Here is a 15099-nt window from a genome sequence, read left to right as displayed (position 1 = left end):
TCGGGGTTCGCGCTACATTACTGATGACCTGGGTGTGTCCAGATGCTTGCACTTGGATCCTCGGGTCAAGCCCGAGGATGACGATCCCAGGGGGCTCGGCATCCAACGCGCTCGCCCAAACGTGCGGCAGCACACCGAGCCGTATAGACCTCAATGCGCCCACTCACCGCCCTTCGCGGTACCACATTGCCGAGATCAACAACAGCAGGGCGGCGAGGCCGAAGAGGCCGGCGAAGAGCGACAGCGAATTGACGCCCTTGAGCACCGTCTCGTCTGTCATTCTGAGTGACAGGCGCTGGTCGTCGGCGACGCGCACCGCACCCCGGACCGGCAGGATGGTTGGCAGGTCGACGGCACCATCGGCATCCGCAAGCCGGCGGACCATGCCCTTGGTCTTTTCGGCCCAAGGCTTCAATTTTTCCTCGGTGGAGATCGCCGCCTTGAACTCCGGCGCATCGACATTGCCGACATGGACGAGCGTCGTCAGTTCGTCATTGGCGACTTCGAAAAGACCGATCTCGTCGGTCTTCACCTCCGCCTTGTAGAGCCCCGGCTCGCGCTCGGTGAGCCCTATCTCCTGAGTGCGGCCGGAAGGGTAGGTGAGCGTCGCCTGTCCGGGGTCGCCTTCGATCGTCTGCCGGGTGATTTCCAGCGTTCGTCCGAGGGCGCGCGCGGTCAGCGCTTCTTCCTCAAGCGCCGGCTCCTGCATCAGCCAGTGGGCGGTGCGCCGGTAGAGCGAGATATGCGGGCCGCCGCCTTCAAAGCCGCGCGCCCAGAGCCAGCCCTGGTCGGAGAGCAGCATGGCGACGCGGCCCTTGCCGACACGGTTGAGCACGAGCAGCGGCTTGCCGTCCGCTCCCTCCATGACGGTCTGGCCGAGCGGCCTATCAACGTCGACGGTGCGGAACCAGCGTCCCCAGCTTGGCGGTTCACTCGATGCGCCTTCGAGCCCGCGCGTCACCGGATGTTTTTTTCCTTCCTCCGAAAGCCGCGGGAAGAAGGCCTTCTCATTCATGACGCCTGTCGGATTTGCCGGCAGCACAGTCGAAAGCGGCGTTGCCGCGATCGAATCGTCGCCGGCATGTTCCGGCCCCGCCGCAATCAGCAGCGCGCCGCCGTTCTGCACGTACTGGGCGATGTTGTCGTAGTAGAGAATGGGCAGCACGCCGCGATGCTGGTAGCGGTCGAAGATGATCAGATCGAACTCGCTGATCTTGTCGACGAAGAGCTCGCGCGTCGGAAAGGCGATGAGCGAGAGTTCGTTGATCGGCGTGCCGTCCTGCTTTTCCGGCGGCCGCAAAATCGTGAAATGCACGAGGTCGACGGCGGCGTCGGATTTCAGGAGATTGCGCCAAGCGCGTTCGCCGGCATGCGGCTCGCCGGAGACGAGAAGGACGCGCAGGTTCTCGCGGATGCCATCCAGCACGTGAACGGCGCGATTGTTGACCTCCGTCACCTCGCCCGCGATCGGGTTGACTGCGAATTCGAGGATATTGTTGCCGCCGCGCGGAACGGTGAAGCTGAACGGCACATCCGTTCCCGGTTCCGCATGTTCCGTCGCGATCTCGTTGCCGTTGAGGCGGATCGTCACCTCGGCGCTGCCGCCGTTGGCAGCGCCATCGTCAACAACGCGGAAGGTCAGTTTCTGCTGCTCGCCGACGATGCCGAAGCGCGGTGCGTTGACGATCTCGATGCGCCGGTCGACCTCGTCCGGCCTGCCGCTAATCAGTCCATGGATCGGCGCCTCGAAACCGAGCTTCTGGTTGATATCGGGCACGTCGTGGATCTGGCCGTCGGTGATGAAGATGGCGCCGCCGACCCGGGCGGGCGGCACGTCCGCTATGGCCGTCGCGAGCGCGCCGAAGAGCTTCGTCGAGGGCGCCTCGGTCTCCTCGCCGTCCTTGGCCTCGACGACACGCGTCTCGATCTGCGGAAAACGGGCGAGTCGCTCCTTGAGGTCGGCAAGCGCCCTGTCGGCCTGTTCGCGCCGGCCGTCATTGTCCTGGCTCTGGCTGCGGTCGACGACGACGGCGACGATGGTCGAGAGGGGCTCGCGCTCTTCCTGGAACAGCACGGGATTGGCAAGCGCAAGGAAGAATGCTGCAAGGGCCGCGGCGCGGAGCCAGGCGCCGCGAACGCCTCGCCAGATGCCGAACGCCGCCAAGGCGGCCGCAACGAGCGCCAGTGCGGCAAGATAGGGCCAGGGAAGGAGCGGTGAGAAATCGATCGTCATCGCTGCCTCATTGTCCGAGCCGCTCGAGCAGGGCGGGGACGTGTACCTGGTCGGCCTTGTAGTTGCCGGTCAGCATATACATCATGATATTGACGCCGGAGCGGAAGGCATATTCGCGCTGCATCTCGTCCGGCGGAACGGTCGGCAGCAGGGCGACGCCGTTGGCGTCCACCGCCCAGGCGCCGGCAAAATCGTTGCCGGTGATCATGATCGGCGTTACGCCGTCGCCGGAGCGGGCCGGCCGGTTGCTCGGCTCGTCGCTGTTTTCGAACTGCGCCTCGATCCACAGAGGACTGCCGGTGTAGCGGCCGGGGAAATTGGTCAGGAGGTAGAAGGCCTTGGTCAACACGTGGTCGGCGGGCACCGGCTCCAGCGGCGGGATGTCCAGATTGGCCAGAATGGCCTGCAGCCGTTCCGTGTTCGGGCTGGTGCCGCTCGATGCAGCGCCAAGCGAGGAAAACTGGTCGCGCGTGTCGAAGAGCACGGTGCCGCCGGCGCGCATATAGGCGTCGATGCGGCTGACCGCCTGCGGGCTCGGCATCGGGGCGCTCGCCGAAATCGGCCAGTAGATGATCGGATAGAGGCTGAGTTCGTCCCGCATGATGTCGAGACCGACAGGCGCACCGGGCTCGAGCGTCGTGCGGTAGGTGAGGAAATCGGTCAGCCCGCGAAGCCCGCTCTCCGAAAGCCGGTCGACCTCGTCCTCACCGGTGACGACATAGGCGAGATGCGTCGTGTCCAGACGTTCGAGAATACGCTCGTCGTCCGGTCGCGCATCGTCCGCAAGGACCTGCGGCGGCGTGAAGAGAACGCCTGCGGCAAGCGCGAAGACCAGCATAGATGCAGTGCGCACCATGCGGATCCGGGAAAAGGCGCCGCTCATGAAAAGCACGATGATGGCGTCGGCAATGAGCAGGAGCAGGGCGAACGTCAACAGAGCCGGCTTCAGCGACCAGCTCTCTGCCCGCACGAGCCGTTCCACGGTGTGGGCTCCGGCAAGGGTCATGTCGATCCGCTTGAGTTCGGCGTCGCGCCGCAAGAGGTTCAGCGCGGTGAATCCGTCCTCGGAACCGTAAAGGCCCGGCGGGTTGTCCGGCGTCGTGACGGGAGCCTTGCCCGGCTGCATATCGAGCGGCCGGGCATTGCCGGTCTCCGCGACGAGCACACCGTCGGCATTGAGGAGCCGGAAGGGCGCCAGCGTGTGCGCCTGCGCCGCCCTGCTTTCACCGGCGACGCCGCCGCTGCGTGAAAGCTGGACGCTGCGGCGAAGCATCTCGACGAAATGCCCGGAAATCGGCAGGTTCGACCAGGTTGCCTCGGCGCTGACATGGAAGAGCACGATGCGGCCGGTGCCGCGTGCTGCCGTAGTCACCAACGGCGTGCCGTCGGCGAGGTTTGCCCAGGTGCGCTCGACCAGATCTGCCGTCGGTTCGGCTAGAACCTGGCGCTTGACCAGAATGTCGCTCGGCCGCGCCATCCCCGCGAAGGGGCTGTTGGCCGGATAGTCGGCGAGCGGCTGCGGTTCGGACCAGGAGAGGGCGCCGCCGAGCGCCCGCTCCCCTTGCCGGAGCGTCACGGGAACGAGGGGGTCGTCGGCCGGTGCCGCGGCAAGGCGCGGACCCGCGAAACGGATCAGCATGCCGCCGTTGTCGATCCACTTCGAAAGCAGCGGATAGGTTTCTTCCGGCAACCGGCCGATATCGGCCATGATCAGGACGGAAGGGCGCTGTTCCAGGAGCTCGGGAATGGCGACGGCGAGGTCGGTCTCGCGCGGCTCGATGAGATCGGCATAGGGGCCGAGCGCGCGATTGATATAGTAGAGCGGCGACAAAAGCGGCTGCGACAGGTCGCGCGCCTCGCCGCTCAGGAGTGCGACGCGACGCCGGCGGAAACCGTCGTCCAGGAGATGGGTGGCACCGGCGGTCGCCTCGCCCTGGATGCCGATGCGGGCGAAATCGTTGCGCAGCTCGAACGGTGCTTCGATCGTTCCCTTGGCGACAGCGGCGCCGGGGACAAATTCGATTGCGCTATCGGCGATGGCGCGGCCGCGGCTGTCGTAAGCGACGATCGGAAGGGACCGGCGGTCGTCGGTCTTCAGGCGGGTGGCCGTCACCGACATGCCGGCAGACTCGTTGCTCGTGCCGGTCAGTGCCACGGCCTGGCTGCCGTCCGCGTCGATCACCCGGAGCTCCGCCGCGCCGATTTCGTTCAGCGCTGCCATGGTCTTGTCATCGGCCGCTTCGATGCCGTCGGTGACGAAGGCGATCGTCCCCGGCGGGGTGTCGTTGAATGCGGTCTTCAGCGCCGCTAGCGCCGGTCGGCGATCGGCGGGAAGCGGCTCCGGCGCAGCGGCCGCGAGCCGGGTGCGTGCGGCAGCGGCCGATGCCGGCGTCGCGTCGTGCTGGCGATCGCCTGTGAAAAGGACCGAAACGGCAAGATCCCTGGCCTCGGCGTCGTCGATCAATGCCGACGCAGCCTCGACCCTTCGCTCCCAGTCGGGTGCTGTTGCCCAGCTGTTGTCGATCACGAGCGCCAACGGTCCGGAAGAGGCAAGCGTATTGCTGCGGGGATTGAAGACCGGGTCAGCGATCGCGAAGATGACCGCGGCGGCCATCAGCATTCGGAGAAGCGTCAGCCACCAGGGGCTTTTCGACGGCGTCTCCTCGCGCTTGATTACGGAGGCAAGGATGCGAAGCGGCGGGAAGACCTCGGCCGCGGGCCTCGGTGGCGTCATGCGCAGCAGCCACCAGATCACCGGCAAGGCCGCGAGGGCGGCCAGTATCGCGGGGTTGGCAAAGGCGAAGGCGAGGCCGCCGATCATAGCTGCCCCCCGTGTGTCGCGCGGGTGGGCATCCCGGAAAGATACATATGGACGGCGACCAGCGCCTCCGAGGCCGGCCGGTCGGTCCGATGCGGAATGAAGGTCCATCCGAGGTGGCGGAGACCTGCGCCGAGGCCGTCGCGGCGGGCGCGGTAGGCGCGCTGGTAGTCGTCGCGCAGGATTTCGGCGCGGCCGGCCGTCAGCTTCTCGCCGCTTTCGGGATCGGTGAATTCGGTGCGGCCGGCATAGGGGAAGACCTCCTCGGCCGGGTCGGCGATTTCGACGATATGTCCGCGCAGTCCCCTGCGGGCGAGCGGGCCGAGCCGCTCCATCACCTTGTCGGCCGGGTCGAGAAAGTCGCCGATCAGCACCAGATCGCTGGCGCCGCGGATCATGCCGGTCTCGGGCAGGCCGCCGCCAAGCGGGCTCAGCATGATCGCCGCCGCCAGGCGTTCGGCGGCGTTGCGGGCCGAAACCGGCTCCATCACCCCTGGGCAGCCGATCCGTTCGCCGGACCGGGCGAGGATTTCGGCCAGCGCCAGCATCAGCACCAGTGCGCGGCTTTCCTTCGACACTGCGCCGAGGGTCGATTTGTACATCATCGAGGGCGAAAGATCGGCCCAGAGCCAGATCGTGTGCGCCGCCTCCCACTCGCGGTCGCGGACATAAGTATGATCATCGCGGGCCGAGCGGCGCCAGTCGATGCGCGACAGGCTTTCGCCCTGGCTATAGGGGCGGAACTGCCAGAAATTCTCGCCGATGCCGCGCTTGCGCCGGCCGTGCCAGCCGGCAATCACCGTATTGGCGATGCGACGCGCCTCGACAAGGCAATCGGGAACGAGCATCGCCCGCTGCTGGGCGCGCGACAAGACTTCCCCGGACGGTGTACGCGCGACTGTCTGCCCGATCGCGGCCATGCGCTATCCCTTGGCTCGCTTCACCAGGTCGGCGATGACGTCCCGCACGGTCATGCCCTCGGCGCGGGCCGCGAAGGTCAGCGCCATGCGGTGCTGCAGCACTGGCTCGGCAAGCGCGAGAATATCGTCGATCGAGGGCGCCAGCCGGCCGTCATAGAGAGCGCGAGCGCGGGCACAGAGCATCAGGGCCTGGCCGGCGCGCGGACCCGGCCCCCAGGCGACGTTCTTGTCGGTGGCCGGATTGCCGTTGCCCGGGCGGGCGGAGCGGACGAGCGACAGGATGGCATCGACCACCTTTTCGCCAACCGGCATCTGACGAATGAGATGCTGAAGCTGCTGCAGGCGTTCGGCGTTGATGACCGGGCGGGCTTCGATCTCGGTCACGCCGGTTGTCTCCAGCAGGATCTGCCGTTCGGCGGCAAGCTCCGGATAGCCGACGTCGACCTGCATCAGGAAGCGGTCAAGCTGGGCTTCCGGCAGCGGATAGGTGCCTTCCTGCTCAAGCGGGTTCTGGGTCGCGAGCACGTGGAAGGGATGCGGCAGGTCCTTGCGGGCGCCGGCAATGGTGATGTGATATTCCTGCATGGCCTGCAGCAGCGCCGATTGGGTGCGCGGAGAGGCTCGGTTGATTTCGTCGGCCATCAGGAGCTGGGTGAAGATCGGACCGGGAATGAAGCGGAAAGAGCGGTGGCCGGCCTGATCCTGGTCCATCACCTCGGAGCCCAGAATATCCGAGGGCATCAGGTCCGGCGTGAACTGGATGCGGCTGTTGGCAAGCCCCAGCACGGTGCCGAGCGTCGCGACGAGCTTGGTCTTGGCGAGACCCGGCACGCCAACGAGCAGCGCGTGGCCGCCGGAAAGCACCGCCAGCAGCGTCTGCTCGACGACGTTTTCCTGGCCGAAGATGACCTTGCCGACCTCCGTCCGGATGAGCGCTATCTCCCCGCGAGCCGCTTCCGCGGCGGCGACGATCGCCTTCTCGTCGGCCGCTTCGGCCGCGGTTTTCATCACACTCATCGCCTGTCTCCCGCTCGTGCGTGTCGAACCCGATTCGGCATCACCCGGCGTCCGGTTCCCTTTTTTCAATTTAGACCCTGGCAGACGGCTGACAAGCCGCCGCCAACGCACTATCTCGTGAGCTTCAAGAAGCCCTGAAGCATACTAAGTGCTTCTCTGCGAAGCGCGAAGTGCGGTCAAGGTGCTCGTAACCGCTGACGAACATCCCGCACGCCTTTGAACACGCGACGCCTCCGAGGAAGATTGGGGCCAAACGGGACAGAACGATGGCAGAGACCAAGATTCAGCAGACGGGAGATGCGGCGGGTCTTGCCGCGTTAATTGCCCGCGCTGCCAGCCAGACGGGAGGCGAAGCGAGAGGGCTGCCGCCGGTCGAGCGCTGGAACCCGCCATTCTGCGGCGACATCGACATGGAAATCCGCGCCGATGGAACATGGTTCTACATGGGCACGCCGATCGGCCGCCAGCCGCTGGTGAGGTTGTTTTCCACGGTGCTGCGCAAGGACGACGACGGCAGGACCTATCTGGTCACTCCGGTGGAAAAAGTCGGCATCCGCGTCGCCGATGCGCCCTTCATCGCCGTCGAGATGAGCGTCACGGCAAGGGAGGGCGAGACCGTGGTCACCTTCCGCACCAATGTCGGCGACGTGGTCGAGGCGGGGCCGGAGCATCCGCTGCGCTTCGTCATCCATGGCGACAACCGCGAGCTGAAGCCCTATCTGCACGTGCGCGGACGCCTCGAGGCGCTCGTTTCCCGTCCGGTCATGTACGAGATCGTCGAACTTGGCGAGACCGCCCTGATCGACGGCGTCGAGACGTTCTGCGTCAGATCCGCGGGGGCCGTCTTCCCGGTCATGCCGGCGGCCGAGCTGGAAGCGCTGTCGCGATGAGCCGTCCGATTTTCTCCGCCGACGAGTTCCGTCGCCGTGCGCTCAAGCAGACGGGCGGCCCGATCGAGACCGCCTGGCGCGATCACGGCGACTTTCTCCTCAATCCCGGCATCGTGCCCCATCTCGAGTCGCTGCATCTGAAGGACGCCGCGGTGCTCGTACCGGTGGTCGACGACGGTGACGATGCGAGCGTCATCTTCACGCAGCGCACCTCGCATCTGCGCAAGCACTCGGGCCAGGTGGCCTTTCCGGGAGGCGCCGTCGATCCCGAGGACCACTCGATCGAGGTGGCGGCGCTGCGGGAGGCGCAGGAGGAGATCGGGCTCGATCCGCGTTTCGTCGAGACAATCGGCCGCCTGCCGCATTACATGGCATTGTCCGGCTTCCGCATCACCCCGGTGCTGGCCGTTGTCCAGCCCGGTTTCGAGCTCGTGCCCAATCCCGAAGAGGTCGAGAGCGTCTTCGAAGTGCCGCTCTCTTTCCTCATGGATTCCGGCAATCACGGCCGCGGAAGCCGCCATTGGGAGGGTGCGGAGCGGCATTTCTACCGGATGCCCTATGGCGAGCGGAACATCTGGGGGATCACCGCCGGCATCGTCCGCATGCTCTATGAAAGGCTTTATGCATGATATCTATCGCCGCCGAGCACTGGTTTCAGGCTCCATCGCTGCGCCGCGTCTTCGAGCTTTTGAATGCCGAGGGCGGCGAGGTGCGGGTCGTCGGCGGCGCCGTCCGCAACAGCCTGCTCGGTCTGCCGGTGGGGGATGTCGACCTGGCGACAACCTGGCAGCCGGAGGATGTGGCGGCGCGGGCGGAGAGCGCCGGCATCAAGGCGGTGCCGACGGGGATCGAGCACGGCACAGTCACGCTGGTGATCGACGGAATTCCCCATGAGGTGACGACGTTGCGCCGCGACGTTGCGACGGACGGCCGCCGCGCCGAGGTCGCCTTCGGCACCGACTGGAAAGCGGATGCCGAGCGCCGCGACTTTACGATCAACGCCCTCTATGCCGACGCCGGAGGCGAGATATTCGACTATGTCGGCGGCCTGTCCGATATCGAGAGCCGCACCCTGCGTTTCATCGGCAGCGCCGCCGAGCGGGTTGCGGAGGATTATTTGCGTATCTTGCGCTTCTTCCGCTTCTTTGCCCATTACGGGCAGGGCCGCCCGGATGCGGAGGGGCTCAGGGCCTGCGCGCAGGCACGAGCAAGGATCGCGACGCTCTCGGCCGAGCGCGTCTGGGGCGAGATGAAGAAACTGCTTGCCGCGGAGGATCCCGGCCGCGCCCTTCTCTGGATGCGCCAGGCAGGCGTGCTCGGCGAGGTCCTGCCTGAAACCGAAAAATGGGGGATCGATGCAGTGCCGGGCCTGATTGCCGCCGAGAAGGTCTTTGCCTGGACGCCGGAGCCGCTTCTGCGGCTTGCCGCAATCGTTCCGCCCGATGCGGGGCGGCTCGAGGCGATGGCGGCGCGGCTGCGCCTGTCGAAAACGGAGGCGGCCTTTCTCGCCCGCTTTGCCGAGGCGCCGGCCATTGCCGCCACGCTCGCGGACGCAGCGCTCGATCGCACGCTTTACCGGAACGGTGCCGAGGGCATCATCGCACGCCTCAAGCTTTCGCTCGCTGCAGCGCGGCGCAAATCGGAAACCGATCCGGCCTTTCTCGCCGAGACAGCCGCCTACCAGCGGCTGTTGGCACGGGCGGAGAAGTGGCAGCGTCCCGTCTTCCCCGTGAACGGGGCCGATGTCCTGAAGGCCGGCGTTCCCGCCGGACCAAAGATCGGGGAACTGCTGGCGGAACTCGAGAATTTCTGGATCGAGCGCAACTTCAATGTCGACCGGGCGACGCTCGTCGCCCGGCTGGAAGCCCAGCTGCGTTCCGGCTGAGGCGAAAGGGCGGCGCGTCAGGCGGCCTGGGTTTCGTCGACGATGCGAGCCTTAATATTGTCGATCATGTTTTCGCGGATCACCGTCTCGCCATGGGTGTCCCGCATGTGTTCGACGACACGGCGGACGATTTCCGCGTCGTTGTCGGCGCGGGTATGCCAGGGGCAACCCGGAACGAGAGAACCGCATTCGAACAGGCGCATGGTGTTCCTCCTTTCTCTGGATCGGCATGCTTTCGCATCGGGCGAAATGCAGCGTGATCTCATCCAAGAAGTTCGGAGCGGGATGCGGTCAGAAAGACGCCGAGATCGTCTCATCCCGCTCAGTCATCAATGCAACTGACAGAGCCGCCGTCGGGATCTGTCCATGGGCAAGGGTAACATCAACCGGAGGTTCGGCCAAATTGTTCCGGCCCGGCCAGTTGCGCAAAGAAACCCTGTGAACATGCGGCGCGATGGTGCTATGGCTTTGCCACCTCCAGACTTGAAAGGCCGCTTCCACACCATGCTCGCTGTCCAATCGGAACTGATTTCCGCCATCCGGAGCATTCCGGACTATCCGAAGCCCGGCATCGTCTTTCGCGATATCACGACTCTGCTCGGCAATCCGAAGACGTTCCGGCGGGCGATCGACGAACTCGTCCACCCCTATGCCGGAACCAAGGTCGACAAGATCGCCGGGATCGAAGCGCGCGGCTTCATTCTGGGCGGTGCAATTGCGCATCAGCTGTCGGCCGGCTTCGTGCCGATCCGCAAGAAGGGCAAGCTGCCGCACGAAACGGTGAGGATCGCCTACAGCCTGGAATATGGCGTGGACGAGATGGAGATGCACAAGGATGCGATCGAACCCGGCGAGAAGGTGATCCTGGTGGATGATCTTATCGCCACCGGCGGAACCGCCGAGGGCGCCACCAAGCTCCTGCAGCAGATGGGCGCCGACATCGTCGCCGCCTGCTTCATCATCGACCTGCCGGAGCTCGGCGGTCGCAAGAAGCTCGAGGCGCTAGGCGTCAAGGTCCGCACGCTGATCGAGTTCGAGGGGCACTGAGTGAGGGGGCGGGCGCCCGGCGCTCGCGTGCTCAGGTGAATTCGAGGACCTTGCTTTCGAAGCGGATCACCGGCTCCTCATGCTGGTTTTCGCCCTCGCACAGGATCGTGTTGATGCGCCAGCCGGGGCGGGAGGCGAGGGCGCGGGCTTGGAGGAGCGTGACGGCATAGGTAACGGTGTCGCCGGCATAGACCGGTTTCAGCCAGCGAAGCTCGCGGAAACCGGCAGCCGGGCCGAGCCGGGGAGCATGCAGCCCCTCTGCGGCCAGCCGCCGGGCTTCGCCGGCCCAGAAACGGACGAAGCACTGCATCCAGCCGGCGCTGGTGTGCCAGCCTGAGGCGCAAAGGCCGCCGAACAGCGAGCGCCTTGCCTCCTCCTCGTCGAGATGGAAGGGCTGCGGATCGAAGTCGCGTGCGAAACGGACGATGTCCTCCGCCGTGAATGCCAGGCTGCCGATCATGGTCTTGCGGCCGGCCGCATAGAGTTCTTCGAGCGTCATCATCAGCGCCCACCCGCGCGGTGCCGAAACATGATCGAACATTCGGAGACAGCAACCGGCGCCCCGCTCTGATTGCTGATTTCGTTGCGGAACTTGACGAGACCGATCTGCGGCTTCGACTTCGAAGGGCGCGCCTCCAGGACGAGGCTGAATCCGGAAAGCACGTCTCCTGCAAGCACCGGCTTCTTCCAGTCCATGAAGTCGATGCCGGGCGAGCCCTGCGAGGACGAATGGCCGAGGAAGGCGTCGATCATCATCCGCATGCCGATAGCGCTGGTATGCCAGCCGGAGGCGGAAAGCCCGCCAAGGATGCTGCGCCTGCCGGCTTCTTCGTCCAGATGCATCGGCTGCGGGTCGAACTCGCCGGCAAAGGCGATCATGTCTGCGGCCTGCATCCGAACCGGCGCATAGTCAAAGCGCCGCCCCGGCGTGAAGTCCTCGAAATAGAGCATGCCAACCTCCGGGCCGCCTCCTGCGCACGTCACGTGTTGAAGCGGAAGTGGATGACGTCGCCGTCCTGGACGACATATTCCTTGCCTTCGTCGCGGGCCTTACCGGCCTCCTTGGCGCCGGTCTCGCCGTTACAGGCAATGTAGTCGTGATAGGCGATCGTGTTGGCGCGAATGAAGCCGCGCTCGAAGTCCGAATGGATGACGCCGGCCGCCTGCGGCGCCTTGGTGCCGCGCGGGATCGTCCAGGCGCGCGTCTCCTTGGGGCCGACGGTGAAATAGGTGATGAGGTCGAGCAGCTTGTAGCCGGCTCGGATCAGCCGGTCGAGGCCGGCCTCCTCGAGGCCCAGAGCGCCGAGGAATTCCTTGGCCTCCTCTTCCGGCAGTTGGGCGACCTCGGATTCGATCGCGGCGGAGATGACGACGGTTTCGGCGCCCTGCGCCTTGGCCATCTCGGCAACGGCGCGGGTGTGCTCGTTGCCCGCTGCGGCATCTGCCTCCGCGACGTTGCAGACGTAGAGAACCGGGTGGGCGGTGAGGAGATTCAGCCCCTGAAGAATGCGCAGCTCCTCGGCATCGAGCTTCGGCAACAGCGTGCGCACCGGCTTGCCTTCTTGCAGGAGCTTCAGTGACGCCTCCATGATCGGAAGCTGCGCCATCGATTCCTTGTCCTTGCCGGTGGCGCGCTTGCGCGTCTGTTCGGTGCGCCGCTCCAGGCTCTCGAGGTCTGCGAGCATCAGCTCGGTCTCGATCGTCTCGGCGTCCTCGACCGGATGGATGCGGCCCTCGACATGGGTGATGTCGTCGTCCTCGAAGCAGCGCAGTACGTGCACCACCGCATCCACCTCGCGAATGTTGGCGAGGAACTGGTTGCCGAGACCTTCACCCTTGGAGGCGCCGCGCACCAGGCCGGCAATGTCGACGAAGGAGATGCGGGTCGGAATGATTTCCTTAGACTTGGCGATGTCGGCGAGTTTGCGCATGCGCGCGTCCGGCACCGCGACCTCGCCGGTATTCGGCTCGATCGTACAGAAGGGATAATTTGCCGCCTGCGCTGCCGCCGTCTTGGTCAGCGCGTTGAAGAGTGTGGACTTGCCGACATTCGGCAGCCCGACGATACCGCATTTGAAGCCCATGGCCTAAACCTGTCGTTCTCGAATTTCTTGGCCGTGGCTATGGGGGAAAGGAGCGAGGCGGTCAAGCGCTTCGCGCGCATTGGGTGGACTTGGCCGGCTTCGACTTGAATGCGGGTACTGCAGGCGCGATACTGGATTTTTTCCATCGCATGTCATCGACGGGTGCAGGTTCCGATGAGTGACAATGAAGTCGCCCCAAAACGAAAAACGAAGGTGAAGCCCAAGCTCGAGCGGCCGCGGCTCTATAAGGTCATCCTCGTCAACGACGACTACACGCCGCGTGACTTCGTGGTGATGGTGTTGAAGGCCATTTTTCGCATGAGCGAGGAGACCGGCTATCGAGTGATGATGACCGCTCACAAGCTGGGCACCTCGGTCGTCGTGGTCTGCGCCCGGGACATCGCCGAGACCAAGGCGAAGGAAGCGACCGATCTCGGCAAGGAAGCCGGCTTCCCCCTGATGTTCACGACCGAGCCGGAGGAGTGAGTTCCGGCCCGTCCGTCAGTCCCCCTTGGGGCCGAACATCTTCTTCAGCATGTCGGCCATCGGTCCCGTCGCCGGCAATTTTTTCGGCTGCGCGGCGTTGCGGGCCTGGTGGATATGGGACTGAGCGGCGACCCGCTTCTTCGCCTGCGGCTCTTGCGTGTCGGGCTTGCCGCCGGTGGCAAGGGCGATCTTGTTCATGAGCTGCGAGTCCTCGCCTTTGACGAGCATGCCGGCGTTGTCGGCGATGGTATCGAGTAGGGCCGAAAGCCAGGCCTGATCGGCCTTGGCGAAATCGCCGAGCACATGCGCATGTACCAGGTCCTTGACGCCCGGATGGCCGATGCCGAGGCGCAGGCGGCGGTACTCCTTGCCGCAATGGGCGTCGATCGATTTGATGCCGTTGTGGCCGCCATGGCCGCCGGCGGTCTTGATCCGCGCCTTGCCGGCAGGGAGATCCAGCTCGTCATAGATGACGACGATGTCCTTCGGCGCGAGCTTGTAGAAGCGCATCGCTTCGCCGACCGCTTCGCCGGAAAGGTTCATGAAGGTCTGCGGCTTGATCAGCAGGACGCGCTCGCCGCCGATCTCGCCCTCGGCGATCTCCGCCTTGAATTTCTTCGACCAGGAGGGAAAGCCTTGACGCTGCTGGATGGCATCCACCGCCATGAAGCCGATATTGTGGCGGTTGCCGGCGTATTTCGACCCCGGATTGCCAAGTCCCGCGATGATCAGCATGCGGCAAACTCCTGATGGTTCCTGCTTCACCGACGATGGTCATGCGGAGAGTGGAATGCTTGCCCCCCATCCCGCTGCCGTGACCTTCTCCCCGCTCGCGGGGAGAAGGGGTTCGCCGCGCTCTCCCAGTCCCTCTCTCCGCGCGCCGGAAGAGGACTAGTCCTCGGTTAAACCCGAGGAGAGGGGCAAAACCCGTCTCTCAACCCCAAACACCGTCGGCCGGGCAAGTCAATCTCTATTTGGCCGCCTGCTTTATTCCGTCCGGACGAAGGCCGTATTGCTCGTAGATCCGATCCTGGCTTCCCGTGGCGATCAAGCGGTTGAGTTCGACCTGCATGCGGCTGACGATCTCGTCGGGCGTGTCGATGTGGCAGGCAATACCGTATTGCTTGCCTTCAAGCACCAGCGCCGCCTCGACAGGCTTGCCTTCGGCCCGCATCGTCTCGAAGGTCTTTTCGGAGGTCATCATCAGGTCGACGCGGCCGGCGATCAGCTTCCTGAGCGTCGAATCGAGGCTGGAGGCATAGTCGATCCTCTGGAAGCCATGCTCTTTCAGATAGCTGGCGGAAAAGTCCTCGCGTTGGGTGCCGACGATGAACTGTTTGGCCTCATCCAGCGTCCGTAGCTCGATCGCCGAATGCCTGTGACGCACCATGATCATCTGGTCGACGAGAAGCGGTTCGATCCATCTGAACTTCTTGTCCCGCTCGGCGTCGTGACCGGTCGTGAAAACGCAGTGGAAGGGTTCGCTTTCGGCAAGCGCAAAGGCGCGCGCCCAAGGCAGGACTTCGATCTCGTAGGGGAGCTCGACGGCCTTCATGATCAGGGCGATTTGGTCGACCGAGGCGCCGCTCGCGCCGTTCGGGGTCGAGAAATTGTAGGGCGGGTACTCCTCGGTGACGAAATGGATCGTCTCGGCGTGGGCAGCGGCGGAAAGACCGATGGAAAATGCCAAGATCAAGTGTTTCACGCCATAACTCCTTC

At 65.1% G+C, this 15099-nt stretch carries 15 protein-coding genes; 5 read left to right on the top strand and 10 right to left on the bottom strand.

What is annotated here, in order from left to right; genetic code table 11:
* Positions 1-163: 163 nt before the first annotated feature.
* Genes SS05631_RS11460 through SS05631_RS11445 form a run of 4 tightly spaced genes read right to left on the bottom strand, consistent with a single transcriptional unit; the run spans position 164 to position 6988 of the window.
* Positions 164-2233 (bottom strand): membrane protein, encoded by a 2070-nt coding sequence (locus SS05631_RS11460; RefSeq protein WP_037414932.1) that lies wholly within the window; start codon positions 2231-2233, stop codon positions 164-166.
* Positions 2234-2240: 7 nt separating this feature from the next.
* Complete coding sequence (locus SS05631_RS11455) at positions 2241-5054, bottom strand: DUF4159 domain-containing protein (protein WP_095677980.1); 2814 nt, start codon at positions 5052-5054, stop codon at positions 2241-2243.
* The gene (locus SS05631_RS11450; RefSeq protein ID WP_037414965.1) at positions 5051-5971 is read right to left on the bottom strand and encodes a DUF58 domain-containing protein; all 921 of its coding nucleotides are present in this window, start codon (positions 5969-5971) and stop codon (positions 5051-5053) included. The genes SS05631_RS11455 and SS05631_RS11450 overlap by 4 nt, the downstream gene beginning before the upstream one ends.
* A gap of 3 nt (positions 5972-5974) precedes the next feature.
* Positions 5975-6988: a MoxR family ATPase gene (locus tag SS05631_RS11445; RefSeq protein ID WP_037414967.1), complete on the bottom strand. Its 1014-nt coding sequence runs from the start codon at positions 6986-6988 to the stop codon at positions 5975-5977.
* A gap of 266 nt (positions 6989-7254) precedes the next feature.
* On the opposite strand from SS05631_RS11445, the gene SS05631_RS11440 reads away from it, so the two are divergent.
* Genes SS05631_RS11440 through SS05631_RS11430 form a run of 3 tightly spaced genes read left to right on the top strand, consistent with a single transcriptional unit; the run spans position 7255 to position 9763 of the window.
* A complete protein-coding gene (locus SS05631_RS11440) occupies positions 7255-7878 on the top strand; it encodes a DUF1285 domain-containing protein (protein WP_037414971.1) in 624 nt (207 codons plus the stop codon).
* A complete protein-coding gene (locus SS05631_RS11435; protein WP_037414975.1) occupies positions 7875-8507 on the top strand; it encodes a CoA pyrophosphatase in 633 nt (210 codons plus the stop codon). Before SS05631_RS11440 ends, SS05631_RS11435 begins: the two co-directional genes overlap by 4 nt.
* Positions 8504-9763: a CCA tRNA nucleotidyltransferase gene (locus SS05631_RS11430; RefSeq protein ID WP_037414978.1), complete on the top strand. Its 1260-nt coding sequence runs from the start codon at positions 8504-8506 to the stop codon at positions 9761-9763. The genes SS05631_RS11435 and SS05631_RS11430 overlap by 4 nt, the downstream gene beginning before the upstream one ends.
* 17 nt (positions 9764-9780) lie before the next feature.
* On the opposite strand, the gene SS05631_RS11425 is transcribed toward SS05631_RS11430, so the two are convergent.
* A complete protein-coding gene (locus tag SS05631_RS11425) occupies positions 9781-9966 on the bottom strand; it encodes a DUF1059 domain-containing protein (protein ID WP_037414981.1) in 186 nt (61 codons plus the stop codon).
* Positions 9967-10267: 301 nt separating this feature from the next.
* Here SS05631_RS11425 and SS05631_RS11420 point away from each other — a divergent pair, with 301 nt between their 5' ends.
* A complete protein-coding gene (locus tag SS05631_RS11420; RefSeq protein WP_037414984.1) occupies positions 10268-10810 on the top strand; it encodes an adenine phosphoribosyltransferase in 543 nt (180 codons plus the stop codon).
* A 31-nt stretch (positions 10811-10841) separates the two neighbouring features.
* On the opposite strand, the gene SS05631_RS11415 is transcribed toward SS05631_RS11420, so the two are convergent.
* The 3 genes from SS05631_RS11415 to ychF are packed head-to-tail and all read right to left on the bottom strand — an operon-like array spanning position 10842 to position 12894.
* Entirely contained in the window at positions 10842-11312 is a 471-nt protein-coding gene (locus SS05631_RS11415; RefSeq protein WP_083853895.1) for a MaoC family dehydratase, read from the bottom strand.
* Positions 11312-11761 (bottom strand): MaoC family dehydratase, encoded by a 450-nt coding sequence (locus tag SS05631_RS11410; protein ID WP_037414987.1) that lies wholly within the window; start codon positions 11759-11761, stop codon positions 11312-11314. Before SS05631_RS11410 ends, SS05631_RS11415 begins: the two co-directional genes overlap by 1 nt.
* Positions 11762-11790: 29 nt before the next feature.
* Entirely contained in the window at positions 11791-12894 is a 1104-nt protein-coding gene (gene ychF / locus SS05631_RS11405; protein ID WP_037414990.1) for a redox-regulated ATPase YchF, read from the bottom strand.
* 174 nt (positions 12895-13068) lie between these two features.
* On the opposite strand from ychF, the gene clpS reads away from it, so the two are divergent.
* The gene (gene clpS, locus SS05631_RS11400) at positions 13069-13380 is read left to right on the top strand and encodes an ATP-dependent Clp protease adapter ClpS (protein ID WP_037414992.1); all 312 of its coding nucleotides are present in this window, start codon (positions 13069-13071) and stop codon (positions 13378-13380) included.
* A 15-nt stretch (positions 13381-13395) separates the two neighbouring features.
* Here clpS and pth read toward each other — a convergent pair whose 3' ends face one another.
* Both pth and SS05631_RS11390 read right to left on the bottom strand, forming a co-directional pair.
* Positions 13396-14115: an aminoacyl-tRNA hydrolase gene (gene pth / locus SS05631_RS11395; RefSeq protein WP_037414994.1), complete on the bottom strand. Its 720-nt coding sequence runs from the start codon at positions 14113-14115 to the stop codon at positions 13396-13398.
* A gap of 235 nt (positions 14116-14350) precedes the next feature.
* Positions 14351-15085 carry a transporter substrate-binding domain-containing protein gene (locus SS05631_RS11390; protein WP_037414996.1) on the bottom strand — a complete coding sequence of 245 codons (735 nt, stop codon included), beginning with the start codon at positions 15083-15085 and terminating at the stop codon, positions 14351-14353.
* Positions 15086-15099: the final 14 nt, after the last annotated feature.

Origin of the sequence: Sinorhizobium sp. CCBAU 05631 (assembly GCF_002288505.1) — a bacterium.
Taxonomy (GTDB): domain Bacteria; phylum Pseudomonadota; class Alphaproteobacteria; order Rhizobiales; family Rhizobiaceae; genus Sinorhizobium; species Sinorhizobium fredii_C.
Note: the sequence above shows the minus strand (reverse complement) of the source record. Positions and strands in the feature narration are given on the sequence as shown.

Bases quoted from the DNA above. Each gene is read 5' to 3' on its own strand.
- SS05631_RS11460 (WP_037414932.1), bottom strand. From the start codon at position 2,233: ATGACGATCGATTTCTCACCGCTCCTTCCCTGGCCCTATCTTGCCGCA.
- SS05631_RS11455 (WP_095677980.1), bottom strand. From the start codon at position 5,054: ATGATCGGCGGCCTCGCCTTCGCCTTTGCCAACCCCGCGATACTGGCC.
- SS05631_RS11450 (WP_037414965.1), bottom strand. From the start codon at position 5,971: ATGGCCGCGATCGGGCAGACAGTCGCGCGTACACCGTCCGGGGAAGTC.
- SS05631_RS11445 (WP_037414967.1), bottom strand. From the start codon at position 6,988: ATGAGTGTGATGAAAACCGCGGCCGAAGCGGCCGACGAGAAGGCGATC.
- SS05631_RS11440 (WP_037414971.1), top strand. From the start codon at position 7,255: ATGGCAGAGACCAAGATTCAGCAGACGGGAGATGCGGCGGGTCTTGCC.
- SS05631_RS11435 (WP_037414975.1), top strand. From the start codon at position 7,875: ATGAGCCGTCCGATTTTCTCCGCCGACGAGTTCCGTCGCCGTGCGCTC.
- SS05631_RS11430 (WP_037414978.1), top strand. From the start codon at position 8,504: ATGATATCTATCGCCGCCGAGCACTGGTTTCAGGCTCCATCGCTGCGC.
- SS05631_RS11425 (WP_037414981.1), bottom strand. From the start codon at position 9,966: ATGCGCCTGTTCGAATGCGGTTCTCTCGTTCCGGGTTGCCCCTGGCAT.
- SS05631_RS11420 (WP_037414984.1), top strand. From the start codon at position 10,268: ATGCTCGCTGTCCAATCGGAACTGATTTCCGCCATCCGGAGCATTCCG.
- SS05631_RS11415 (WP_083853895.1), bottom strand. From the start codon at position 11,312: ATGATGACGCTCGAAGAACTCTATGCGGCCGGCCGCAAGACCATGATC.
- SS05631_RS11410 (WP_037414987.1), bottom strand. From the start codon at position 11,761: ATGCTCTATTTCGAGGACTTCACGCCGGGGCGGCGCTTTGACTATGCG.
- ychF (WP_037414990.1), bottom strand. From the start codon at position 12,894: ATGGGCTTCAAATGCGGTATCGTCGGGCTGCCGAATGTCGGCAAGTCC.
- clpS (WP_037414992.1), top strand. From the start codon at position 13,069: ATGAGTGACAATGAAGTCGCCCCAAAACGAAAAACGAAGGTGAAGCCC.
- pth (WP_037414994.1), bottom strand. From the start codon at position 14,115: ATGCTGATCATCGCGGGACTTGGCAATCCGGGGTCGAAATACGCCGGC.